The sequence below is a fragment of the Flavobacterium sp. GW821-FHT12A05 genome, assembly GCF_058807735.1.
In genome coordinates, this window is the sequence record NZ_JBXAQY010000006.1 from 103,627 (window position 1) to 127,588 (window position 23,962).

A 23,962-nucleotide genomic window follows, 5' to 3' on the forward strand; every position below is an offset into this window, starting at 1 on the left:
TTCCAAATTCCAAATTCCAAATTCCAAATTCCAAATTCCAAATTCCAAATTCCAAATTCCAAATTCCAAATTCCAAATTCCAAAGACCTAAGTTACAAAATCTAAACTCTAAACTCTAAAATCTAAACTCAAAAATCTAAAATCTAAAATCTAAAATCTAAAATCTAAAATCAATTAATACTGGCTTTGAACATCTTAAGTTCATCCCACGTAAATTCATCGCCGTATTTTTCCTTTAACGGACTTAGGGATTCTTCCTGATAAAACTCAAAAGCATCACGAAGTGCGAGAATTTTGTCGTACGGAAGCACATCAGAAATATCAATTTTTTTGGCCTGAATTAGTTTTATCAAATGTGTTTCAACCGTTTGAACAGTCAGTTTTCTCATTCGGGCAATATCTTCAATCGAATTTTTTGCAAGCCACAACTCGTATGTTTCTTCAACAGTGGTCTTTTTTTCGCCTTTTTGTTCCGTTTTATCCACTTTTCTCGCCGTATAACGCGTAACAGGCTCATCGACCTGAAACATGTCGGTATTCGTCATTTTATGCTCCTCTCTGATCTTAGAAATCTTATCCGTTTTATAATTTTTAATAGCCGGAGAGGTTAATTTTTCTTTCGAAATTGTTTCACGGGAAACTACAATTTCAATAAGCAGTTTGGCTTTCATCAAACGCAAAACGGCTTTTGTCTGAAAATCATCCAGCAAAGCCAATTCTTCGTAGAATTCTTTTACTTTTTTAAATTTCTGAATTTCAGCCATTTTATTCAAAAGATCCGTCACCAATTTGTCCATTGGCTTAAAGAAATAATCGTAGGCCGCCTCTACTCTTTCCTGAACAAAATACATATCAACAGTTTCTTTATTGAAAATTTTATTAAGCTGTTGAATGAATTTCTGCGAAGGATCTACAAGGCCGTCAATAATTTCTAGACGTTTGTGTGCCCAGGCAGAATGCTTCGATTTTTCGGAAGCAACGGCATTTTCATTATAACTAAATCGATGATTGCGCCATTCTTGTGCTAAATCTGTCCAGTTAAAACTGTTAATCAAATAGTTATGAATAAAATTTTTGGTTTCAAAATGCAATGAATTTTTTAAGACTTCTTCGGTTGCTTTGTTCAAAGCGTAGTCCATTACATCCTGATCGTTCGACAGACCATTCATTTGTATCTGAGAAAGCAAAATAAGCCCATTTAAGGAAGTTAAACGTGATAATGCTACATAGGCCTGTCCGGGCAGAAAAACTTGCGATACATCGAGCGCTGCTTTCTCAAAAGTTAATCCCTGGCTTTTATGAACCGTAATGGCCCAAGCCAATTTTAGCGGATAATGCGCAAATGTTCCTAAAACTTCTTCTTCGATCTCTTTTGTGAGTTCGTTTACTTTGTAGCGAATGTTTTTCCATTCGTACTTTTCAACTTCAATTGTTTTGTTTTCTTCCGGAAAATGAACGAAGATTTCTTCGGGCGAAAGTGATTTTATTACGCCCATTTTTCCGTTAAAATATCTCTTTTCAAAAGACAAATCGTTCTTTACAAACATAACCTGAGCACCCACTTTTAGCTTCAGATTTTCTTCAACCGGAAAAATTTTCTCTGGAAAGTCTCCCACAACAAAGGGCTGAAATGAAAATTCATTTCCAGATAAATCGCTGATTGCCTGTTCGTTTATAGCATCGGCTTTTGCGTTATGGGTCGTTAATGTGATATAACCAGGATTGTTTTTTAAGTCGAAATCCGGCTGCACGTATTGGTTTAAAACCTCTATATCTTCTTTTGTAATTTGATTATTTCGAAGGTTGTTTAATACCGAAATAAAAACATCATCGCTCTGGCGGTAAATCTTAGATAATTCGATATACAACGGCGGATTATGCTGCATTACATGCGAATGAAAGAAGAATTTTCCTTTGTAATAATTGCGTAATGTACGCCATTCTTCGTCCCGAATTACGGGTGGCAGCTGTAGTAAATCGCCAATAAAAAGCACCTGAACACCGCCAAAAGCTTTTGTATTTCTGCGTACTGTCTGCATCATAAAATCTATGGCATCCAGCAAATCAGCACGAAGCATACTGACTTCGTCTATGATCAGCAGTTCCATATTGCGAATTACGTTTCGCTTTACATTATTCATTTTGAAATGCCTGCGAAGCGATTCTTTATTTTCGAATTTTACAGTCTCTGTAAACTGAGAACTTTCGTCGTAAGTAGGTAAAAATGCCGAAAATGGCAGCTGAAACATCGAATGTATTGTTACGCCGCCGGCATTTAATGCTGCGATTCCCGTTGGTGCTACAACCACGGTATTCTTGTGCGTAGTCGCAATGATTTCGCGCAATAAAGTCGTTTTTCCTGTACCGGCTTTACCGGTTAGGAAGATTGATTTTTGCGTTTGATTTATGAATTGTAATGTGTAAGCTGCAGCTTCTGTAACGTTTTGCATTCGGCAGGTATTAAAGGCCCAAATATCGGACTTTTATAAAAGAAAAAAACCTAAATCTGTAAGAGATTTAGGTTTTTCATTTCGATTAGTTAGTTTGGCAGTTTATTATTTTTTAGCCTCTTCTTTTGCAGCTGGTTTTTCTTCTGCTTTTGGAGTTGCTTTGTACTTATCGTTCAATTCTTTAATAATAACTTTAGTGATATCGTACTTGTCTTCAGCGTATAAAACTGTAGCAGCATCACCTGTTCCGTAGATATAAGAATATCCATTTTTCTTTCCGTAATCTTTGATGAATTTTTTAACTCCGCTTACCAGAGAATCCATTTCAACACCACTTTCCTGCTGTAATTGCTGTGATAAAGCTTGTTGAGCATAACCTAATTGCTGCTCTCTTTTTTGCAATTCAGCTCCTCTTTGTTGTGCCCAAGCTTGTCCATTTGCTTGTGCTTGACTTTGAAAATTAGCAGCGTCTTGTTTAAAACGAGTAATTTCAGCTTGCAGTTGTCTTCCTTTTTCTTCCGCTTGAGCTTTGTATTTAGCTTCAAGGTCTTTTGCTTCAGTGTACTCTTTCATTAAAACTGAAGTATCTACGTAAGCTGTTTTTACTTCCTTAACTTCTGTTGCTTTATTACACGAAACAACCAAAATTGAAAGTGCGATAATTACTAATGCTTTTTTCATTTTCTAAATTTCTATTTTTTTTATTGTATGAAAGACAAAAATATAAAAAAATAAATAGCATCGACATAAACTTTAAAAAATGCCCAAATTTTATGATATTAGTTTTATTTATGGATCATTTTTTTACCATAAAATAACATTATCAAAACTGGCTTTCACAGCTTTTATTTAAGACATCTTCTAAAAAAAGACAATACAAACCCTCGTTTTACCTAAGAAAACGCTTTAAACGCGCTTATTTTAAGTTTTGGATGCTCTTTAAGCCTAAAATGAGCGGTAAATGCATCTTTACAATCGAACCGATAAAAATTGGAACAAAAAACAAAAAAGAAGAAACAAAAAGTTCATTGCTCTACTTTTTAATTTTTTTCAAAAACTCAAATTGAAATAAAAATGCAGTCGGCATCATTTTCAAAAAATGGAAAAAAAATAAAATTGAAAAAATTAAAATTTTCTCAATTTCTTTCGATCACATCAAAAATTTCAAAACACAAAAAAACAGCTCAAATTTTCGAAAAATCCGGCTGTTTTTTTGATATTGTTTTTATTTATGAAGCGTGATTTTACTATAAAATATCACTATTAAAAGTGGCCTTCATAGCCTTTATTTAAAGCCTTTTCTAAAAAAAGAGAACACAAACCCTCGTTTTATCCTAGAAAACACTTTAAACGTGCTTATTTTGCGTTTTAGCTGTTTTTTAAGACATAAATGTGAGACGAATACTCTTTTGTACTCGATGCTTTTAAATTCGAACGTAAACCAATAAAAAATGCTTTAATAAAATTCATTTTTCCGGTTTTATATTTTTCAGAAAGTAAACTCACATAAAACGAATCAAATTTCATTGGTAAAACTTTTTCGAGTTTCATATCTACTTTTTCAAAAAGTGATTTTATGGCTTTTTTAGAAAAATGCCAAAAATGAATTGGCACATCAAAAGCTGCCCAAAATTCTCCGTAATGTTTTGCGTCGAACGATTTAAAATTTGGAACCGCAACAATTAAAGTTCCAGTTGGTTTTAACAATCGCTTCAATTCCTGAATTTGAAGTTCTAAATTTGGAACGTGTTCTAAAACGTGCCACATCGTAATGACGTCAAAAGAATTATTTTCGAGCTCGCTGATTTCTTCAACAAACGGAATTCCTTTTTGCTTAGCAATATTTTTTGCCCGGTCGCTTGGTTCTACTCCAATTGTTTCCCAACCATCATTTTTTGCCGTTAATAAAAAATCACCGGTTCCGGCACCAATGTCTAAAATTTTTCCTTTTTGAGATTGTTCAGAATTAATTAAATTCAGTTTATTTTTTAAAGCAATACTTTTTACAAAATGATATGCTTTTTCAAAAATTGAACGTTTGTTATCTGTATGCGAAATGTAATCTTCACTTTCGTAATATCTTCCTAAATTTTCTAAATCTGGCTGCGGAGAAGTTATCAGCATATCCAGATTTTCATCATAATACAAATCGAAAATTTCTTTTGAAACAGAATGGTCTTTTACGGTAAGAAAATGTTTTTTATTTAAAACGTCCATTTTTTAATTAATAGTTATTTAATAGAATTCGGGTTTGAATTTATGCAGAGATCAACTAAAGTTCTTCTCAACATTTACTTTTTTATTTTTTAATCAAACCGTAAAAGATGGACAACTGTCCATCTCTACGATTATGATTTTTATTTATTTCTAAATAATCCAACACTGTACTTTTTAAAAAGTTTCACGTGGAACATTTTTAGTTTTCAGTCTCAGTTTTCAGTCTCAATTACAAAAACTGAAAACTGCAGACTGAGACTGCAAACTTATTTTATCTTCCCATATAAATCAAAAGCACTGAAATATCACTTGGTGATACACCGCTGATTCTTGATGCTTGAGAAATTGTAACTGGTCGGATTTTGCTTAATTTTTGTTTTGCTTCAATCGACATTGATTTAATTTTATTGTAATCGAAATTCTCTGGAATTTTCACTTCTTCTAAACGAGTCAGCTTATCGGCGTTATTTCTTTCCTTTTCGATATAGCCAGAATATTTCACCTGGATTTCGGCTTGTTCTAAAATTTCTTTATCCAGATTATTTTCTTCTACATACGCTTTTACTTTTTCAAATTTCAGCATATCCTCCAAATCAATTTGCGGACGAGAAAAAACTTTAAACATTTTATCGCCTTGTGTAATTGGAGCCGTTTCTTTCGCTTCTAAAATTGGATTTGTTTCCGCAACCGAAACACTAGTTTCTCTGAAGAAGGCAACCATCTTTTCCGACTCGTTTAATTTTTGCTCCATTCGGCGTAAACGTTTTTCAGAAGCAAGACCAATTTCGTATGACATTGGTGTCAATCTGAAATCGGCATTGTCTTGACGCAACAATGTTCTATATTCTGCTCTCGATGTAAACATACGATATGGCTCTTCTGTTCCTTTCGTAATCAAGTCATCAATCAAAACTCCAATATACGCTTCATCACGTTTTAAAATTAACGGCGCTTTTTCGTGCACTTTTAAATGCGCATTTATTCCAGCCATCAAACCTTGCGAAGCAGCTTCTTCATATCCTGTCGTTCCGTTAATCTGTCCGGCAAAATATAAACCTTCAACCAACTTTGTTTCCAAAGTATGTTTCAATTGCGTTGGCGGGAAATAATCATATTCGATTGCATAACCCGGACGAAAGAATTTCACTTTCTCAAAACCGGCAACAGAACTCAACGCTTTAAACTGAATATCCTCCGGAAGCGAAGTCGAAAATCCGTTTACATAAACTTCGCAAGTATTCCATCCTTCCGGTTCAACAAAAAGCTGGTGACGTTCTTTATCTGCAAAACGATTAATCTTATCTTCGATCGAAGGGCAATATCTCGGACCCAAACTTTTTATCCTACCATTAAACATTGGCGAACGATCAAAACCTTCTCTCAAAATATCATGAACTTCGAGCGAAGTGTATGTCATGTGACAAGATCTTTGATGCGTTAACGGAACGGTTAAATCCGAATAAGAAAACTTATCCGGTTTTGCATCTCCTTTTTCTTCATTCATTTTCGAATAATCCAAAGAACGACCATCAACTCGCGGCGGTGTTCCTGTTTTCATTCTTCCGGCTTCAAATCCTGCTTTGATCAAATCTTCGGTAATTCCGGTTGCAGCACTTTCGCCTGCTCTTCCTCCACCAAATTGTTTTTCTCCAATATGAATTAATCCGTTCAAAAAAGTTCCGTTTGTCAACACAACCGATTTGGATCGAATCTCAACTCCAAGTGAAGTTCTAATTCCTTTTATCTTTCCATTCTCGATAATGAGCCCTTTTACCATTTCTTGGTAAAAATCTAAATTTGGAGTTCCCTCCAACATCATTCTCCATTCTTCTGCAAAACGCATTCGATCACTTTGAACTCTCGGCGACCACATTGCTGGTCCTTTCGATTTATTCAACATCTTAAACTGAATTGCAGTTCGATCTGAAACAATTCCGGAGTATCCACCAAGTGCATCGATCTCACGAACAATTTGTCCTTTTGCAATTCCTCCCATTGCAGGATTGCAAGACATCTGGGCTATGTTCTGCAAACTCATTGTAACCAATAAAGTTTTAGATCCTAAATTTGCGGCCGCTGCCGCGGCTTCAGATCCAGCATGACCAGCACCAACTACAATAACATCGTATTCTTCTAAAAACATTTTGTTTTATTATTCTCTGCAAACCGTTTAAGGCGGTTTTCAGAATTAACTTTATTTTTCTTTTGTTCCACGTGGAACTGTTATTCTTTTTTGTTTCAAGTTTCAGGTTTCGGAACGCTTTGAAAGCACTTTCAATTCTCTTTACAACTTCTTCTCGGAAATCGACTCAAAAAAGAAAAGCACAAAGACTAATCAATTTTGATTCCACGTGGAACCAAAATAAAAACTTCCAGATGTAGATCCTCAATTTCAAAAACTCTCGTTAAACCAAAACTTCAAACCCCGAAACGATTAAATCCCAAAAAACTCAAATATCAAAACCTAAAAAACATGTTTCACGTGGAACGAAATATCAAAATTCCTTTTTCAGTTTTGCGTTACTCAAACATATCTATATACACACTGTTTCACGTGGAACAACAATTTCTTGTCTCTTCAAAAATTCAAACCTTAAAAATTCTTTTTCAACAACTGTTTCACGTGGAACGAATTGGTGTCAAAATTTAAATTCTGAATTACTTTTTATATATTCCACGTGGAACTAAATTTATCCTTTTAAATAAGTTTTCGAAAACGTTTCACGTGGAACATAAAAATCATTTCTTTAAATATATGTTTCACGTGAAACATATTAGATTTTTTTTAGATGTTTAATTACTGTTTCACGTGAAACATTGCAATCTTTTCATCTTCTTTTGAACGCATAAGTTCTGCATCTGCATCACTTTTATCTTTGTATCCACAGTAATGTAATATACCGTGAGCAAGAACACGTTTCAATTCTTCTTCAAAAGAAACATTAAAATCTTTTGCGTTATCCTCTACCCTTTCAACAGAAACAAAAATATCTCCGTTTAATTGGTTACCAACAGTGTAATCAAAACTGATAATATCTGTCAGTGTATCGTGGTCTAAATATTCTACATTTATTTTATGCAGGTATTCATCATCACAAAAAATATAATTTATTTCTCCTTCTGTCTTCTCTTCAGAAACAATAACAGCGCTTAACCAATCTGTAAAAGCTTGTTCATTGTCTAAAGAAAATTCGGTTTCGTAATTAAAGTTTATCATTTTGTATTAAAATATTCTTGAACCTTTTGATTAAAATTCGAGCGCAAAGGTAGCGATTGTCTATTTAAAATCTCTACACTGTTTAAATATTCAGTTAATGAACTTGGTAAAGCATTTGAACGATTAGAAAATTCAGCCTTATTTGTTTCAGATTGACGCTTCGTATCTTGGCCTTGTTCCTGAACTGCATTGTTTAATTTTAATAATTCCTGCTGAATATTTAAAATTCTCTGTAAGTTCTCATTCTTAAATCCTTTATTTAAAATCTGCTTTTCTGAAGCTTTCATCTGATCTATTACAGATTTACCTTGTGAGTCTAATCCTTTTTTTGCTAACTCTTTTTGTAATGCTTCACGAAGTTTAACCTGCTCTTTGTAAATCTCCATTATCTTTTCAGCATCTCCTTCTCCATCTTCACCATCATTTCCATCCTTTCCATTTCCGCCTTCTTTGCTTCCTTGTCCATTTTTACCCTGACCGCTCTTTCCATCTTTACCTTCTTTTCCGTCCTTTCCATTGCCTTCTTTACCTTGACCGCTTTGTTTTCCCTGACCCTCTTTACCTTGTTTTCCTTCTCCGCTTTTTCCATCTTGACCACTTCCAGGTTTGTCTCCAGGTTTCATTCCCTCTTTCATTTTATCAGCCAAACCTTTTTGTTTTTGAATAATATCCGGAAGCTGCATCCCTTGTCCGTCTCCTGGTTTTGGTTTTCCAGTTCCCGGTTTAGACATTTGCATCTGCATATTATTTAAAAGATCACTTAAAAAATCGGCTAATTTGTTTGCTGATGAAACTGCGTATTGCTGATGCGAAACTCCTTTTGGTATTTGAACATCGGTTAAAACTTCAATTGCTTTGTCCATATTATATTGTACGTTTCCAATTTCTTTGGTAACATCTTCTGCAATTTTTGGATTTCTAAGAGACATTGCAAACAAACTATCATCGACATGACGGAACTGTTGTTTTAAATTCTGTTGAATTTTTATGTTCTTCGTATAAGCAGAAGAACCTAATTTCATCGATTTAAATTGTTTCATTACATCTTCCTGAGATAATGAGAAAGCTAAAAGGTTATCCAATATTTGACGAAGCATGGCAACATCTTCTTCTAATTGTTCTTGTTCTCCACCTTCCATACTCGAACTCATTTGCTCTGCCATGGACTTCATTTTCTTAGAAGCGCTTTTTTGTTTTGGCTTAGCCGAAGAAGTATTCTTTTTATTTAATTCTTCCGAAGCTTTATTCAAATCATTTTCTACATCTTTTTCTTTAGAAGCATCTTTAGGAATATCCAAAGGAGATTTCAAACTATTGTTTTCTTGTTTCAAATCTTTAAGGTCTTCCTGAATTTTATCAAATGCTTTATTGATATCGTCCTGCTTCTCTTTTGTATTTTCACTGTCTTTATTAGAAAGCTGTTCTTGTTTTTCGGCTAACTTATTTAGCTTTTCTGCAACTTGTTCTGCTTTCTTTTCTACATAAAAACGTTTCGTTAATTCAACTAATTGTTCTAAATTACGAGATTGATTTTTACTAATTTGTTTGAACTTATCCATTTTATCAAACAACTCTTCGCTGTTTAATTTATCGTTTAGGTTCTTTAACTCATCCATCAATTTTTGATTTTTCTCTAAATCTTTCTCGGCATTATCTAAACGCTTTTGTAAATCATCGGCTGTTTTATCTTTCTTTTCAGATTGAAATTTATCTAAATTCTTATTCATTTTTTCAGCAAACTGTTTCATCATTTCGTCTTGTTGTTTCTGACGTTTGATAAAATCATTAATCTTTTGCTGATCTTTAAACTCTAAATTGTCTTTTTCTTTTCCGGTATTTTTAAGTTTATCCATTTCAGAAAATTGCTTTTCCTGATTCTTTAATGATTTAGATAAACTATTAATATTAGCATTTTGCTGTTGTAATTCTGCATCCTGAATTTCATCTGTAGTAGAAACTCTATCTGAAAATGTAGAAGACTTTGTACTCTTAAATCCATGTAATGCATCGTTATCAAAAACTTCAAAATAGTATTCATAAGATACTCCTTCTTCTACTGCAAGATTACTTGGGAAGTTAAAAACAAACTGATCGAATACGGCCTGCTTTACAGGAATAGTTCCACGCTTTGCCGTTTGAGGTTTTCCATGTTCGTAATAAACAATCTGTAATTTTGATAAACCATAGTCATCTCCTAGTCTTCCTAAAACATAATTCTTATCTAACTTTAAACTATCCGGAGCTGGCGAAACTGTAATTGTTGGGTGCTGATCTTTGATAACTGACAGCTGATAGTCTAATTTCTCGTAGTTTTTAACCTTATTATTCGAAGTAAGAATTTGATATTCTGTATTTTGACTGATGTTTTTAGCCAATTTAAACTCATTTTCGGCTTTATTAAACTTAAAAAACGAGTTTTCATCTTTCCAAACTACCTCTTGAGTGGATTGCGTTTTCATTTTCCAGGTTACAATTGTTCCTTCTGGTACGATTGCATTTCCGGTTCCTTGAATCGTTTCTGATTTCTTTTTTAAGTAAGATGGGAAATTCAAAACCATTTCGAAGTTGGCAATTGATGGAACTGTAATAACTTTTAATTCATATTCATTTGATGAAACTGAATTTCCTTCAAAAGAAAATGGAACATCTGTTGTTGGTTTTTCAATCTTAAATTCGAACTTTCCAGTTTGAGAAGATTCCATAAAATAACTTTCATTACCAATATGAATCATGACATTTTCCGGAACAACGTTTCCCTCAGTTTCTAATTTTACAATAAAATCTTTGTTTTGTTCTGTCTGCAGATTGTTATTTAAAACCACAAATTTGAAAGGTGCCGGTGGTAAAAACGAAGCATTAAAATGTACCACTCTATTAAAACTCTGAGATATTATATTGCTGTTTCCTGAAACAAAAAACACTGCAAAAAGCAAAACCGGAATTAAAGCTAATGGCAAATACTTTTTATTTGATTTGTAATTGATGGCATTTCCAAACGGAATTGGCTGCAATGAATTTGCTTTTTGTTCAATCGAAGCCAACATTAATTCTGAACTTTCAGCCGAATTCTCGTTTGAAGAAAGCTGTAAAAAGTTCGTTAGTTTATCACTTACCTCTGTAAAATGATTCCCAATAATGGCCGAAGCCTGATTATAATCGATTCCTTTTTGAAGTTTGAACAACTTAAAAATTGGAAATAAGATAAAACGAAACAATAGAAAAACTTCTACTGCAATAAATATCCAGAATAAAAGAGTTCTTCCTAATGGTTTCAGCCAAAGAAAATACTCTATAAAAAGCGTAAACAGGAAATACAAAAGTCCGAATCCGATAAAAAGAAGTGCTCCTTTTATCAATTCATTCATATAATATTTCTTTATAAATCCTTCTAACTTCTGATATATTGCAGATGATGTTTTCAAAATAAAATCTCTTTTAATTATAACCCATAAAAGTAGTAATTATAATAATACCTTTTTAAGATTCTAAGTTACTTAGATGCTAAGGTTCTAAGAGTAAAAATCTAAAATCAACATTCTGAAATCTAAAATCATAAAACGTATCTTTGCATCAAAATTTATACAAATGTCAAAGCAAGTTCGAGTGCGTTTTGCACCAAGTCCGACTGGACCATTACATATTGGCGGAGTTCGTACTGCCCTATTTAATTATTTATTTGCAAAAAAACATAACGGTGTTTTTTATCTGAGAATTGAAGATACAGATCAGACTCGTTTTGTTCCAGGTGCCGAAGCTTATATTATGGAAGCGCTGGAATGGTTAGGAATTTCTCCTGAAGAAACGGTTGGAAAAAATGAAAAATTTGGTCCATACAGACAAAGTGATCGTAAGGATTTATACCAAAAATATGCAGATCAGCTGATCAATTCAGACTGGGCATATTATGCTTTTGATACTCCTGAAGCTTTAGATGCACACAGAAAACAACATGAAGCAGAAGGAAAAACATTTATTTACAATCATCATAACCGTGAAAAGTTAGATACATCTTTAGTAATTTCTGCTGAGGAAGTTTCTAAAAGAATTGCTAATGGAGAACATTATGTGATTCGTTTTAAAACTCCGGTTGATGAAACTTTACATTTAAAAGATATCATTCGTGGTGATGTTAAGTTTGAAACCAATTTACTTGATGACAAAGTATTGTTTAAAAGTGACGGAATGCCAACGTATCATTTAGCCAATATTGTGGATGATCATTTGATGGAAACTTCGCATGTAATTCGTGGTGAAGAATGGCTGCCATCTATGCCTCTTCATGTTTTATTATATAGAGCTTTTGGCTGGGATGCTCCGGAATTTGCACATTTACCTTTGATTTTGAAACCTGTTGGAAACGGAAAATTATCTAAAAGAGATGGTGATAAATTAGGATTTCCTGTGTTTCCATTAGAATGGAAAACTGAAGAAGGCGTTTCATCTGGTTATAGAGAGAAAGGATTTTTCCCTGAAGCAGTTGTAAACTTCCTTGCTTTGTTAGGCTGGAATGATGGAACGGATAAAGAATTATATTCTTTAGAAGAATTAGTAGAAGCTTTTGACTTGAACAGAGTTCATAAAGCAGGAGCAAAATTTGATCCTGAAAAGAACAAATGGTTCAATCACCAGCATTTAATTCAACAAAATGATGCCGATTTAGCAAAGAGCTTCTCTCCTATTTTAGAAGAAAAAGGCTTCTCGACTCCGCTCGAAGTGACAACAAAAATCGTTTCATTAGTAAAAGAACGTGCTAATTTTGTTTCAGAATTTTGGGATTTAACTGATTTCTTTTTCCAGGCTCCAACATCTTATGATGAAAAAGCAAGCAAAAACTGGAAGGAAGAAACTCCGGCTTTAATGCAGGAATTAATTTCGGTTCTTGAAAATATAGAAGATTTTACTTCTGCAAATATTGAAACTATCGTAAAAGATTGGTTAACTAAAAACGAAATTGGAATGGGTAAAGTGATGCAGCCTTTCCGTTTAAGTTTGGTTGGAGCTCTTAAAGGTCCTCACCTATTTGACATTGTTGAAATCATTGGGAAAGAAGAAACTATTTCGAGAATTCACAAAGCAATTGAAACATTATAATTAAAATTCAATTCAAAATAGAAACGCTAAGAAACATCTACCAAATGTTCTTAGCGTTTTTTTAATGTTTTAAAATTTTAATTTAGAGGAATTTTCGTAATTTACCAGAATCAAAAATATAAACCTTATAACCATGAGTACAGCATTTATTATCTTATTAGTACTAGCATTCTTTATTTTCATGTCTTCTTTCTTTACAGTAAAACAACAAAGTTCTGTAATTATAGAAAGATTTGGTAAATTTCATAGTGTTAGAAATTCAGGATTACAGTTAAAAATTCCTTTGGTTGATAGATTGGCCGGACGTGTAAATCTTAAAATTCAACAGTTAGATGTTATCATCGAAACCAAAACAAGAGACAATGTTTTCATTAAAATGAAAGTTTCGGTACAGTTTAAAGTTATCCAGGACAAAGTTTACGATGCCTTTTACAAACTAGAATATCCACACGATCAGATTACGGCGTATGTATTTGACGTAGTTCGTGCCGAAGTTCCTAAACTAAAATTAGATGATGTTTTTGAAAGAAAAGACGATATCGCAATTGCAGTAAAAAGAGAATTGAATGAAGCAATGACTACTTACGGTTATGATATCATCAATACATTAGTTACTGATATTGACCCGGACATTCAGGTAAAAAATGCAATGAACAGAATTAACGCTGCTGACAGAGAAAAAACAGCTGCCGAATTTGAAGCTGAAAGTTCAAGGATTAGAATTGTGGCAAAAGCAAAAGCCGAAGCTGAAAGTAAACGTTTACAAGGTCAAGGTATTGCAGATCAACGTCGTGAAATTGCAAGAGGTCTTGTAGAAAGTGTTGAAGTTTTAAACAATGTTGGTATTAATTCTCAGGAAGCTTCTGCCCTAATTGTGGTTACACAACATTATGATACTTTACAAGCAATTGGAGCTGATGCTAATTCTAATTTAATATTGCTGCCAAATTCTCCACAAGCCGGAAGTGACATGTTAAACAATATGGTTGCTTCATTTTCAGCATCAAACCAAGTTGGTGAAATGATGAAAAAGCACAATAAAAAAGTAGAGAAACCAAAACCAATTCAGCCTCAATCTGGTTACGAAGACGACATTCAACCAGATGTTCAAATATAATTTTAAACGAAAAAGAGGCTTAATCGCCTCTTTTTTTATTTATAAACCAACCAATTACGTATGGTAAAATGGTCTGAATTATTTTTACATATGAATTTGAAAAGTAATCTGTATACGATGAAACAAATCCGTTTACTATATTTTGCGGTGTTATGCTTTCTTTAGTTTTCTGAAAACTTAAAATTAATTTCTGATAATTAATCTCTTTTTCTAGTTTTAGAACTTCCAAATCCCTGTCTATTTCAGCATAAGAGGAGTATTTTTTCTTTTCCATAATTCTTAATCATTAAAAAATATTTCTGAAAACTTTTCTAAAATCGGACCTTCTACAATCTTATCTTTAATAAAGAAAAGTAAAATTGTAAACAAAAGATAGATCCCTCCTACTGCCAAAAATCCCAAAGCGGTACTTTCAAATAAAGATCCAAAAGCGTAGGCTGCAGCAAAAGATCCAAAAAGTAAAACCATACTAAAACATAATAATATTAAAATAAACTTCAATATTAAAGTTGTTGATTTCATTGCCACTTTAAAACCCCAAAGTTTATAGTATGCTAAATGACTGTCTATGTAAACTTTAGTTTGATCCTGAATTTTTTCAGTGTTCTCTCTTAACTCTTCAAATGCCATAATTAATTTTTTAAAATAAAAAAAAGCACAAAACCCACTTATAAAATAAGCAGGTTATGCACTTTTTGTATAGATATTATTTTTGAAGTTTAGCGTTTTGAGCTTTTAAATCAGCCAATTTAGTTTCTAAAAAAGTGATCACTTCTTCTGTTTTATGACTTACATTTGAAAGTAAATCATTTAATGTTCCGTCAAGATTTTGTGTTGCACTCGAAAATTTTTCACGAAGAACCTCAGAACTTGCTTCAAAAGAATCCTTCAAATTATGTTTTGCATCATCAATACCTTCTTTAATTTTAGCACGAGTTTTAGATCCTTTATCTGGAGCAAATAAAATTCCGATTGCCGCTCCTACTGCAGCACCAGCTAAAATTGCTGCAATTGTCTTTGAATTATTTGACATAATATTCTTATTTAAGTGATTAATAAAGATACTCTTTTTTGAATAATAAATTACTGACAAAAACTAATTTACCTAAACTTAATATGCATAAGCAACTGCTTCATACTTTCCATCAGCTTTTTGAACAATGCTTACAAAAGGATAACCGCTTGAAGCTGACTTAGTTTTGATTCTCATTGCAGTTTGATTTTGGTTTGCAATTGGCGGTTCACCTTTTGTCCTTGTCGAGACTCCTGTAAAGCTGGCTGCTTGCTTCAGTCCTATTGTCTTTTCGTGAGGCAGAACAGTTACCATTTTATAATCGTCTTTTGAATCTACTATTATTTTATCAGAAATTTTCTGAGTTTGTTTTGATTGTTTATTAGTGATTTGAGAAACAGCATATTTGCTAATTTTTACTTCTTCAGAACTTCCCTCTAATGAATAATAAATTAAACCATTTTCGTTTTTAATGAAATTAACATCAAGTTGTTCTCCGTTGTGTTTTGTAATTTGATGTGTTTGAGAAATTGCAATATTTGCAAATAACATCGCCAGCGTAAAATATAAAATTTTCATGATATTGATTTTTAAGTTTAATATTAAAATTTGTCAGATTGAAATACAAAAACAATAATAACCTAAAACTAATGCTATGGAAATTTCATTATTACAACCTAATTTGAAAAATACCTTTTACGCGAAATATTATCAAAACTAAATCACAATAAAAATTAGAACATAAAATTTGTCTTTTTTAGAATTCAAATTAGAAATAATCTTAAGCTAAAAAAACGTCTTTTTTAGTTTAAAGAAATTCAATTTAGAATCTACTCGGAAATATTAATTTTTATAAAATCATCTCTGACTTTTGGTATAGTGATAAAAATAACAACTTTATAAACAATTGTATGTTAATAACCCGTTAAACTGACAAAAATAACAGCTAAACTTAAAATTAAGACTATAAATAAACAATAATTCAAAAAACGAGTTATCTATCAACAAGAATAAAAAACAGCTTTAAAATCAATTTATGAAGGTTAAAATCAATATAACTTGACTATTAAAAATTAATTTATAATAGATTATATAAATAATAATTAAAATTAATGAAAATATATTTCATATAATTAAAAATAATATTTAAAAAAGGCAAAATTTGTTCTTGTGAAAATGAAAAATAACTAAAAAATAGCAAAACTTAAATTAAAGACTTTTAAAAAACCATTTTAAAATTTAGGATTCAACAGATACAAAAAATAAAAAACTGCTTTAAAATTAATTTATGAAAGTCACTTTTAATTAGTAAAATTTATCAAAAAATTAAAATAAATCGATTTTATAAATAATATAACTAAACTATTAATTATAAAATTAAAATCAATTAAATTTATATTTAATCAAATTCATACTCAAACAAAAATTCAAAAATGAAAAATCAATTCTTTGAAATTAAAATCGGCTAAAATTTCTAAAATTGGGCAAAAAAAAGTCGAAAATGAAAATAAAAACAAATTTTAAACGATCTTTTAAAATAGGATAAATGACTTAAAAGAATTAAAAAAATAGCTTAAAATCAATTTATGAAAGCCGTTTTTAATCTATAAAATTTATAATTTTACAGAAACAATAGATTGTATATATAATAAAAAAGCGCTTTTAAAAAGCGCTTTTTCATAGATTATAATTATTTTATTTCCTTACCATCTCAGCAAGAATTTCAATTTCTCTTTCTGATGCATTTTTTGAAGGATTTGAATATAATTTCAAAATTTCGTCATCAAATTGATTTTTGAAACTTTCATTTTCAATATCTCTTAAATTTAAAAGTGCTTTTGATCTAACATAAGTTGATTCACTTTTTAAAGACATTGAATATAATTTTTTTACATCATCTTCTTCAAAATCTGAAGATTTCCAGCTTGAATATTTCAAAATAAACTGAGAAAATAACAATGAAGCTTTATTATTGTTGATATTCTTCTTTAATGAATTTTGTAAAAGTGAAAAACTAGACACATTTTTGATGTTCTCCCCTATTGCACTTTCAATTGCAATACGTTCTGGTTTAGTCTCAACTTTAAAATATTTGTTGATTTCTTTTAAAGAATTATTCAGATTATTTTCTTCTTTTTTACCTTTTTCTTCCCAGGCATCTTTAAGTCCAACAGTTTTGTTAAATACTAATTTTGAAGCAGTTGAGTCTTTATCAACAGTAAAATAACCTAAACGTTGAAACTGAAATTTGTCTTCATTTTGAACTGTTGATAAACTTGGTTCAACAAATCCGGTTACAATTTCTAATGAATTTGGATTCACAAAATCTAAGAAATTTTTCTCTTTATAACTGTCCGGAGCTTCATCTGTAAACAAACGATCGTACAAACGAACTTCGGCTTCAAGAGCATGCTGGATTGAAACCCAATGCAATGTTCCAGATACTTTTCTTTGGCTTGCTTCAGTTCCGCTTCCGCTTAAAGAATCAGTGTCGTATGTTACGTGAATCTCTGTAATATTACCTTCTGAATCTTTTATAACAGATTCACCTTTAATAATATAAGCATTTTTAAGACGCACTTCTTTTCCTAAAGTCAAACGGAAAAACTTAGCTGGAGCTTCTTCTAAAAAGTCTTCTCTTTCGATGTATAATTCACGAGAAAAAGGTACTTTTCTGAAACCTGCATTTTCATCTTCCTGATTATTTTCGGCTTCCAACCACTCCTCTTTTCCTTCCGGATAATTGGTAATTACCAGTTTTACAGGATCTAAAACAGCCATTACACGAGGTGCAATTTTGTTTAAATCTTCACGAATACAAAACTCTAAAACCGATACATTGATCAAATTATCACGTTTTGCAATACCTATTGTATTGGCAAAATTACGTAAAGATGCAGCTGTATAACCACGTCTTCTTAATCCTGAAATTGTTGACATTCTAGGATCATCCCAACCATTAACATGCTTTTCTTTAACTAGTTGCTGTAATTTTCTTTTACTAACAACAGTATGTGATAAGTTACGTCTAGCAAATTCTCTTTGCTTTGGACGCAATTTATTATCCTCTAAAATTTGATCTAAAAACCAATCGTATAATTCACGGTGAGGCAAAAATTCCAGCGTACAAAACGAGTGTGAAATCTCCTCTAAGTAATCACTTTGCCCGTGTGCCCAGTCGTACATTGGATATATTTTCCAGGCATCCCCGGTTCTATGGTGATGTTTGTGTAAAATCCTGTACATGATAGGGTCACGCATCAACATGTTTGTTGATTTCATGTCAATTTTCGCACGAAGAATATGTGTACCAGCCTCAAATTCACCGTTTTTCATTCTTTCGAATAAATCTAAGTTTTCTTCAACAGAACGATTTCTGTATGGGCTGTCCGTTCCGGTTGTAGACGGAGTTCCTTTTTGAATCGCCATATCTTCAGAAGACTGGCTGTCAACATACGCTTTATCTTTTTTAATTAATAAAACTGCCCAATCGTATAATTGCTGGAAATAATCAGATGCGTAACGTTCTTCGGCCCATTTGTAACCCAGCCATTCTACATCCTTTTTAATAGCGTCAACAAATTCCTGCTCTTCTTTTTCTGGGTTTGTATCATCGAAACGTAAGTTTACAGGTGATTGATAATCAATTCCTAAACCAAAGTTTAACGCAATAGAACTCGCGTGCCCAATGTGTAAATAACCATTTGGTTCTGGTGGAAAACGAAAATGAAGTTTAGTTTGTGAAAGACCTGATTTTAAATCTTCCTCTATGATTTGTTCAATAAAATTGAGTGATTTCTCTTCTGATGCCATTATTTTATAGTAATTTTAGCAAAGATAAAAAAAAGGTTTCAGGTTTCAGGTTTAAAGTTATTTAAGTGGCGCAAAACATGAAACGTTAAACCTGAAACTCGAAATTGATTTAATTAGTATTTTTGCATAAATATTAAGAATTATGAGACAATTAACTGTAACAATTCCAGACGATTTTTACGAAACTTTTATTAGTTTTTTTAAACATGTTCCTGATGTTTCTATAAATGAAAATGTTGAGAATGAAATTCCATTATGGCAGCAAGAAATGGTTCTAGATCGTATAAAAAATGCCAAACCAGAGGATTTTATCAGCTGGGAGGAATCTAAAAAAAGACTCAACGCTAAATGGAATAAATAATAATGTTTGAAATAAATATTCTCTTACGCGCTGATTTAGAAGTAGATGAAATTTCAGAATACTATGAATCTATTTCAAATGGACTAGGAACAAAATTCTTCAATGAGTATCAAGATTACGTAGAAACTTTACATACTTTTCCTTTTTTTGAAGAGAAATACAATATTATTCGAACTCTGCCTTTGAAGAAATTCCCCTACACCATTCATTTTACAGTTGATGAAGTTAACAAAATGGTTACTGTATATGCTGTAACATCCAATTATCAAGATCCAAATACTACAAGAATAAAATTATAAAAATGGGAGTAATTAAACTAAAAAATATCCGCACTTTTTCTTACCACGGATGTTTAATTGAAGAAGGAAAAATAGGATCTGACTATACAGTAGATTTAAAAATTAAAACTAATTTACAGAAATCAGCAGAAACTGATCATCTTTTAGATACTGTAGATTATGTTCATTTGAATAAAATTGTGGCCGAAGAAATGGCAATTCGTTCGCATTTATTAGAACATGTGGCTAAAAGAATCAACAATCGTGTACTTGCAGAGATTTTAACAGTAGAAAAAACAACAGTTTGGGTTTCTAAAATAAATCCACCTATTGGTGGTGATGTTGAATCAGTTACTATAAAAATGACGGAAATTAGAAAGTAATTTTTTAATCCAAAATCGTATTTTTTCAAAATAGTTGATATGAAACTTTTGAAATTTAAAGATTTTAGTTACTTTTGCCATCCGTTCAAGCAATGGCGTCGTGGCCGAGCGGCTAGGCTGGGCTCTGCAAAAGCTCCTACTCCGGTTCGAATCCGGACGATGCCTCAAAAAGAGATACAGAAATGTGTCTCTTTTTTTTGTGCTTAATTTTTAGAAAAAATTAATTAAAAATATTGGTTTGAATCCGGATACATGTATCAAAAACCTTCAAATTGCTTTGAAGGTTTTTTTTATGTCTTGTCTTTGCGAGGAACGAAGCAATCACACTAGGTGCATCAGCATTTGTAAACTCATAGTAGTGAGATTGCTTCGTTCCTCGCAATGACTTATAAACACAAAAAAACCTCTGAAATTCAGAGGTTTAATTTTATCTTTTTGAGTTATTAACAACTTACTTTTCTATCTTTTCGAAAGCGTTTTTAACCATTTCTTTTTCTTTTGGAAACCAGCCTTGGGTTATCAACACCAATCCAAAAACCATTAAAACAATACTAATTCCTTTTTTAATTTTCAAGATATTAGTTGGAGTCATTTTAGATTTTAATTGTTTGGCTAATAATATTTTAAGACAGTCAACTGCTAAATAAGTAATAATTACCGAAGTAAAAAAAGTAAACATTCTTGAGTTTTGCATTTCTAATTTTGGTCCTACGGAAATAATTACGGCTAACCAAAAACCTAAAACACCAATGTTGATAACGTTGAGTAAAAAGCCTTTTATGAATAAACTTCCGTAATTTCTTTTAATAATATCGCGATCAATTTCTTCATCATCGATCTTTTCTTCATTTCTTAATCTTACGAAAGAAATTATACCGTAAGCCAGCATTATAATACCGCCAAAAATAAACAATGCAGGTTTGTCTTTTAAACTCTGAATTAATCTGTAACTTCCTAAATAAGCAATTGCTATAAAAAAAATATCACCTAGAACTACACCAAAATCAAAGACAATTGCTGCTCTGAATCCTTTTGTAATACTGGTTTCTAATAGTATAAAAAATACTGGACCTACCATAAAACTTAAGAAAAGTCCCCACGGCAGTCCAGCCAAAATATCATTTATCATCAAAATACGACTTGTTATTTTACTTCTTCGATTTTACCTCCAAAAACTGTTTTCTGATTAATTTGCTTTGGTTTCCCATAAATGTAAATAGAGCCTCCTGCGCTAACTTTTGCATCTACAAGGGTAGAAGCATTAACATCTGCTTTTCCGCCCGCAGAAACGCTTACTTTGGTCTGAGAAGTGGCTAATTTACTTCCAAGGAAGTAACCGCCTGCTCCAAGACTTGCATCAAGGTTATCTGCTTTACCAGTTGCAGTGATTTCTCCGCCCGAAACTGAACTTACTTTTAGTTTATCAACATTCAAATCTACATTAATTTTAGCACCTTCTTGTGCACTAACTTTAAACGAAGTCGCTTTTATAGCTTCTGTGCTTGTAACAACTGCACCTTCATTAGCATCAATTAGTTCTATATGTTTATAATACAAAGTTACCTGAAGATCGTTTCCTGACAAAAGTTTAGGAAAAGGCATTCTTAATTTTAAAATTCCGTTTTTATTAACAGCTTCTAACTCTGCTTCTCTTGTTCCTTTTATAACAACTTTATTTTCAGATGAAGGAACTAATTTTACACTTAATTTATCGTAAACTTTTACGGTATCAAAATCTCCTAATTCTTTGGTAACCTGACCAAAAGACATTTGAACAAATAAAATTGCCGCTCCTATAATTAACTTTTTCATACTTTTATTTTATAATTAAACCTCTATTCTGCTCGCCTTAAAAAATGAAAATCAAGTTGTTTTTTAACTAAATCGGCATTTTTAACTTTTACATAAATTTCGTCTCCTAATTGCAAAATGCTGTTTGAAGTTGCTCCAACCAAGGCATATTGTTTTTCATCGAAAGTATAATAATCATCTTTTATTTCTCTGATTCTTACCATTCCTTCGCATTTATTAGAAACGATTTCAACATAAATTCCCCATTCGGTAACACCAGAAATAACTCCAAGGAATTCTTCATCCTGATGATCCTGCATGTATTTAACCTGCATGTATTTAATACTATCACGTTCAGCATTAGTCGCTAAACTTTCCATATTAGAACAATGCAGACATTTTGTTTCGTAAACTTCTTCATCTACCGAAGCGCCATTATCTAAATAATACTGCAGCAAACGGTGTACCATAACGTCTGGATAACGACGAATTGGCGATGTAAAATGGCTGTAATAATCAAAAGCTAAACCATAATGTCCAATATTCTCTGTCGAATATTTGGCTTTACTCATACTTCTAATAGCAAGAGTATCAATTAAATTTTGCTCTTTTTTACCATTTACTTCTTCCATCAATGCATTCAAAGACTTAGATATATCGCCTTTGTTACGGAAATCTATTTTATAACCAAATTTAGCAATTACAGATTGCATTGCAATTAATTTGTCTTCGTTTGGTTCGTCGTGAATCCTGTAAACAAATGTTTTCTTTTGTTTTCCAATGTATTCAGCCACTTTTCTATTGGCTAAAAGCATGAATTCTTCAATTAAATGATTGGCGTCTTTAGAAACTTTGAAATAAACTCCTTCAGGTTCTCCTTCGGCATCCAAATTAAATTTTACTTCAACTTTATCAAAAGAAATAGCACCATTCTGCATTCTTTTTTGTCGCAAAATCTTCGCTAATTCATCTAGTTTTAAAGTTGCCTCTGTAATTTCATCTGAAACTACATAAGATTCACCAGTAATAGAAACATCAACCGGAATTGTATTATCTTTTGTTTCAATGATATATTGTGCTTCTTCGTAAGCAAAACGCTGATCTGAATAAATTACAGTTCTACCAAACCATTGGTTAATAACTTGTGCAGTTGGAGAAACTTCAAATACGGCAGAAAACGTATATTTCTCTTCATTTGGACGTAATGAACACGCAAAATTAGATAAAACTTCCGGAAGCATTGGCACTACTCTATCGACCAAATAAACCGAAGTTGCTCTTTGATACGCTTCATCATCCAGGATTGTTCCTTCTTCTAGATAATACGAAACATCGGCAATATGTATTCCAATTTCGAAGTTTCCATTATCTAACTTTTTGAAAGACAATGCATCATCAAAATCTTTTGCATCTTTTGGATCTATCGTAAATGTAAGCGTATCGCGCATATCACGACGCTTTGCTATTTCAGCTTCCTGAATTGAAGTATCCAGCTTTTGTGCAAAAACCTCTACTTCTACCGGAAAATCTGATGGAAGTCCATATTCGGCTAAAATAGCGTGAATCTCTGTATTGTGTTCTCCTGGTTTTCCTAAAACACGAATTACAGTTCCAAAAGGACTATCAGCTCTCTTAGGCCATTCATCAATTTTAACTAAAACCACATCTCCGTTTTCTGCTTCACCAATTTTATCTTTTGCAATAAAAATATCGGTATACATTTTAGGATTTGCAGTCGAAACAAAAGCAAAATTGGCTTGAATATCAATTACTCCTACAAACTCTGTTTTATCTCTTTCTATAACTTCAATTACTTCACCTTCAGGTCTTTTACCTTTTCTTCTGTTATAAACGTAAACTTTTACTTTGTCTTTGTCTAATGCACGATTCAAATTATTAGTCGGAATAAAAACATCTTCTTCAAACTCATCACAAATAAAATATGCCGTTTTTCTGCTCGTCATATCTATTGTTCCTTCGTAATAATCCTGACTTATAGCTTTAACTAAATATTTTCCAGGTTCTGTTTCTACAATCTTCTTTTGAGCTGCCAGAATTTTTAAATCTTTTATAATCTGGTTTCTGCTTTTTGTATCATCAAGTTCAAGCTTTGCTCCTATTTGTTTATAATTGAATGGTTTATTAGCATTTTGCGATAAAATCTTTAATATTTTTCCTGAGAAATCTTTCTCACTCTTTATCGGCTTTCTAATTTTCTTACTCATATATCTT

Annotated in this window: 19 protein-coding genes and 1 tRNA gene; 6 read left to right on the forward strand and 14 right to left on the reverse strand. The window is 32.0% G+C overall.

The window, feature by feature from the left end; translation table 11 throughout:
* Positions 1-170: 170 nt before the first annotated feature.
* From AC1RRQ_RS14790 to AC1RRQ_RS14815, 6 genes are all read right to left on the reverse strand, one after another.
* Entirely contained in the window at positions 171-2,450 is a 2,280-nt protein-coding gene (locus tag AC1RRQ_RS14790) for a helix-turn-helix domain-containing protein (RefSeq protein ID WP_493023802.1), read from the reverse strand.
* Between the two features lie 105 nt (positions 2,451-2,555).
* On the reverse strand, positions 2,556-3,131 hold the full coding sequence (locus AC1RRQ_RS14795; RefSeq protein WP_493023803.1) for an OmpH/Skp family outer membrane protein: 576 nt from the start codon (positions 3,129-3,131) through the stop codon (positions 2,556-2,558).
* Positions 3,132-3,818: 687 nt separating this feature from the next.
* Positions 3,819-4,667 carry a class I SAM-dependent methyltransferase gene (locus AC1RRQ_RS14800; RefSeq protein WP_493023805.1) on the reverse strand — a complete coding sequence of 283 codons (849 nt, stop codon included), beginning with the start codon at positions 4,665-4,667 and terminating at the stop codon, positions 3,819-3,821.
* Between the two features lie 271 nt (positions 4,668-4,938).
* On the reverse strand, positions 4,939-6,810 hold the full coding sequence (gene mnmG, locus AC1RRQ_RS14805) for a tRNA uridine-5-carboxymethylaminomethyl(34) synthesis enzyme MnmG (RefSeq protein ID WP_493023806.1): 1,872 nt from the start codon (positions 6,808-6,810) through the stop codon (positions 4,939-4,941).
* 654 nt (positions 6,811-7,464) lie between these two features.
* Entirely contained in the window at positions 7,465-7,884 is a 420-nt protein-coding gene (gene ybeY / locus AC1RRQ_RS14810; protein WP_493023807.1) for an rRNA maturation RNase YbeY, read from the reverse strand.
* A complete protein-coding gene (locus tag AC1RRQ_RS14815) occupies positions 7,881-11,306 on the reverse strand; it encodes a coiled-coil domain-containing protein (protein WP_493023808.1) in 3,426 nt (1,141 codons plus the stop codon). The genes ybeY and AC1RRQ_RS14815 overlap by 4 nt, the downstream gene beginning before the upstream one ends.
* 163 nt (positions 11,307-11,469) lie before the next feature.
* Between AC1RRQ_RS14815 and gltX the strand changes: the two genes are divergently transcribed.
* Positions 11,470-12,975: a glutamate--tRNA ligase gene (gltX, locus tag AC1RRQ_RS14820; protein WP_493023809.1), complete on the forward strand. Its 1,506-nt coding sequence runs from the start codon at positions 11,470-11,472 to the stop codon at positions 12,973-12,975.
* A 133-nt stretch (positions 12,976-13,108) separates the two neighbouring features.
* Positions 13,109-14,092: an SPFH domain-containing protein gene (locus tag AC1RRQ_RS14825; protein ID WP_071635742.1), complete on the forward strand. Its 984-nt coding sequence runs from the start codon at positions 13,109-13,111 to the stop codon at positions 14,090-14,092.
* 19 nt (positions 14,093-14,111) lie between these two features.
* Here AC1RRQ_RS14825 and AC1RRQ_RS14830 read toward each other — a convergent pair whose 3' ends face one another.
* The 5 genes from AC1RRQ_RS14830 to AC1RRQ_RS14850 form a co-directional block, all read right to left on the reverse strand.
* On the reverse strand, positions 14,112-14,366 hold the full coding sequence (locus AC1RRQ_RS14830) for a DUF6327 family protein (protein ID WP_493023810.1): 255 nt from the start codon (positions 14,364-14,366) through the stop codon (positions 14,112-14,114).
* A 5-nt stretch (positions 14,367-14,371) separates the two neighbouring features.
* Positions 14,372-14,722 (reverse strand): competence protein, encoded by a 351-nt coding sequence (locus AC1RRQ_RS14835; protein ID WP_493023811.1) that lies wholly within the window; start codon positions 14,720-14,722, stop codon positions 14,372-14,374.
* A 76-nt stretch (positions 14,723-14,798) separates the two neighbouring features.
* Positions 14,799-15,125: a YtxH domain-containing protein gene (locus AC1RRQ_RS14840; RefSeq protein WP_493023812.1), complete on the reverse strand. Its 327-nt coding sequence runs from the start codon at positions 15,123-15,125 to the stop codon at positions 14,799-14,801.
* A 78-nt stretch (positions 15,126-15,203) separates the two neighbouring features.
* On the reverse strand, positions 15,204-15,683 hold the full coding sequence (locus AC1RRQ_RS14845; RefSeq protein WP_493023813.1) for a hypothetical protein: 480 nt from the start codon (positions 15,681-15,683) through the stop codon (positions 15,204-15,206).
* A gap of 1,116 nt (positions 15,684-16,799) precedes the next feature.
* Positions 16,800-18,917, reverse strand: a complete 2,118-nt coding sequence (locus AC1RRQ_RS14850; protein WP_493023814.1) for a glutamine--tRNA ligase/YqeY domain fusion protein — start codon at positions 18,915-18,917, stop codon at positions 16,800-16,802.
* Positions 18,918-19,059: 142 nt separating this feature from the next.
* Between AC1RRQ_RS14850 and AC1RRQ_RS14855 the strand changes: the two genes are divergently transcribed.
* The 4 genes from AC1RRQ_RS14855 (at position 19,060) to AC1RRQ_RS14870 (ending at position 20,104) form a co-directional block, all read left to right on the forward strand.
* Positions 19,060-19,278 carry a hypothetical protein gene (locus tag AC1RRQ_RS14855; protein WP_493023815.1) on the forward strand — a complete coding sequence of 73 codons (219 nt, stop codon included), beginning with the start codon at positions 19,060-19,062 and terminating at the stop codon, positions 19,276-19,278.
* Between the two features lie 2 nt (positions 19,279-19,280).
* Complete coding sequence (locus tag AC1RRQ_RS14860; RefSeq protein ID WP_493023816.1) at positions 19,281-19,577, forward strand: hypothetical protein; 297 nt, start codon at positions 19,281-19,283, stop codon at positions 19,575-19,577.
* Positions 19,578-19,579: 2 nt separating this feature from the next.
* Positions 19,580-19,939 carry a dihydroneopterin aldolase gene (gene folB / locus AC1RRQ_RS14865; RefSeq protein WP_493023817.1) on the forward strand — a complete coding sequence of 120 codons (360 nt, stop codon included), beginning with the start codon at positions 19,580-19,582 and terminating at the stop codon, positions 19,937-19,939.
* Positions 19,940-20,033: 94 nt separating this feature from the next.
* Positions 20,034-20,104, forward strand: a tRNA-Cys gene (locus AC1RRQ_RS14870).
* A 286-nt stretch (positions 20,105-20,390) separates the two neighbouring features.
* On the opposite strand, the gene AC1RRQ_RS14875 is transcribed toward AC1RRQ_RS14870, so the two are convergent.
* The 3 genes from AC1RRQ_RS14875 to rnr are packed head-to-tail and all read right to left on the reverse strand — an operon-like array spanning position 20,391 to position 23,955.
* A complete protein-coding gene (locus tag AC1RRQ_RS14875; RefSeq protein ID WP_493023818.1) occupies positions 20,391-21,068 on the reverse strand; it encodes a LysE family translocator in 678 nt (225 codons plus the stop codon).
* 14 nt (positions 21,069-21,082) lie between these two features.
* Positions 21,083-21,751: a head GIN domain-containing protein gene (locus AC1RRQ_RS14880; RefSeq protein WP_493023819.1), complete on the reverse strand. Its 669-nt coding sequence runs from the start codon at positions 21,749-21,751 to the stop codon at positions 21,083-21,085.
* A 23-nt stretch (positions 21,752-21,774) separates the two neighbouring features.
* Entirely contained in the window at positions 21,775-23,955 is a 2,181-nt protein-coding gene (gene rnr, locus AC1RRQ_RS14885) for a ribonuclease R (RefSeq protein ID WP_493023820.1), read from the reverse strand.
* Positions 23,956-23,962 lie beyond the last annotated feature (7 nt).

Excerpts from the sequence above, each read along its gene's own strand:
- AC1RRQ_RS14835 (WP_493023811.1), bottom strand. The coding sequence starts at position 14,722 with ATGGCATTTGAAGAGTTAAGAGAGAACACTGAAAAAATTCAGGATCAA.
- AC1RRQ_RS14795 (WP_493023803.1), bottom strand. The coding sequence starts at position 3,131 with ATGAAAAAAGCATTAGTAATTATCGCACTTTCAATTTTGGTTGTTTCG.
- AC1RRQ_RS14830 (WP_493023810.1), bottom strand. The coding sequence starts at position 14,366 with ATGGAAAAGAAAAAATACTCCTCTTATGCTGAAATAGACAGGGATTTG.
- ybeY (WP_493023807.1), bottom strand. The coding sequence starts at position 7,884 with ATGATAAACTTTAATTACGAAACCGAATTTTCTTTAGACAATGAACAA.
- AC1RRQ_RS14825 (WP_071635742.1), top strand. The coding sequence starts at position 13,109 with ATGAGTACAGCATTTATTATCTTATTAGTACTAGCATTCTTTATTTTC.
- AC1RRQ_RS14860 (WP_493023816.1), top strand. The coding sequence starts at position 19,281 with ATGTTTGAAATAAATATTCTCTTACGCGCTGATTTAGAAGTAGATGAA.
- AC1RRQ_RS14840 (WP_493023812.1), bottom strand. The coding sequence starts at position 15,125 with ATGTCAAATAATTCAAAGACAATTGCAGCAATTTTAGCTGGTGCTGCA.
- AC1RRQ_RS14875 (WP_493023818.1), bottom strand. The coding sequence starts at position 21,068 with ATGATAAATGATATTTTGGCTGGACTGCCGTGGGGACTTTTCTTAAGT.
- folB (WP_493023817.1), top strand. The coding sequence starts at position 19,580 with ATGGGAGTAATTAAACTAAAAAATATCCGCACTTTTTCTTACCACGGA.
- AC1RRQ_RS14880 (WP_493023819.1), bottom strand. The coding sequence starts at position 21,751 with ATGAAAAAGTTAATTATAGGAGCGGCAATTTTATTTGTTCAAATGTCT.
- gltX (WP_493023809.1), top strand. The coding sequence starts at position 11,470 with ATGTCAAAGCAAGTTCGAGTGCGTTTTGCACCAAGTCCGACTGGACCA.
- mnmG (WP_493023806.1), bottom strand. The coding sequence starts at position 6,810 with ATGTTTTTAGAAGAATACGATGTTATTGTAGTTGGTGCTGGTCATGCT.
- AC1RRQ_RS14855 (WP_493023815.1), top strand. The coding sequence starts at position 19,060 with ATGAGACAATTAACTGTAACAATTCCAGACGATTTTTACGAAACTTTT.
- AC1RRQ_RS14800 (WP_493023805.1), bottom strand. The coding sequence starts at position 4,667 with ATGGACGTTTTAAATAAAAAACATTTTCTTACCGTAAAAGACCATTCT.
- rnr (WP_493023820.1), bottom strand. The coding sequence starts at position 23,955 with ATGAGTAAGAAAATTAGAAAGCCGATAAAGAGTGAGAAAGATTTCTCA.
- AC1RRQ_RS14790 (WP_493023802.1), bottom strand. The coding sequence starts at position 2,450 with ATGCAAAACGTTACAGAAGCTGCAGCTTACACATTACAATTCATAAAT.
- AC1RRQ_RS14845 (WP_493023813.1), bottom strand. The coding sequence starts at position 15,683 with ATGAAAATTTTATATTTTACGCTGGCGATGTTATTTGCAAATATTGCA.
- AC1RRQ_RS14850 (WP_493023814.1), bottom strand. The coding sequence starts at position 18,917 with ATGGCATCAGAAGAGAAATCACTCAATTTTATTGAACAAATCATAGAG.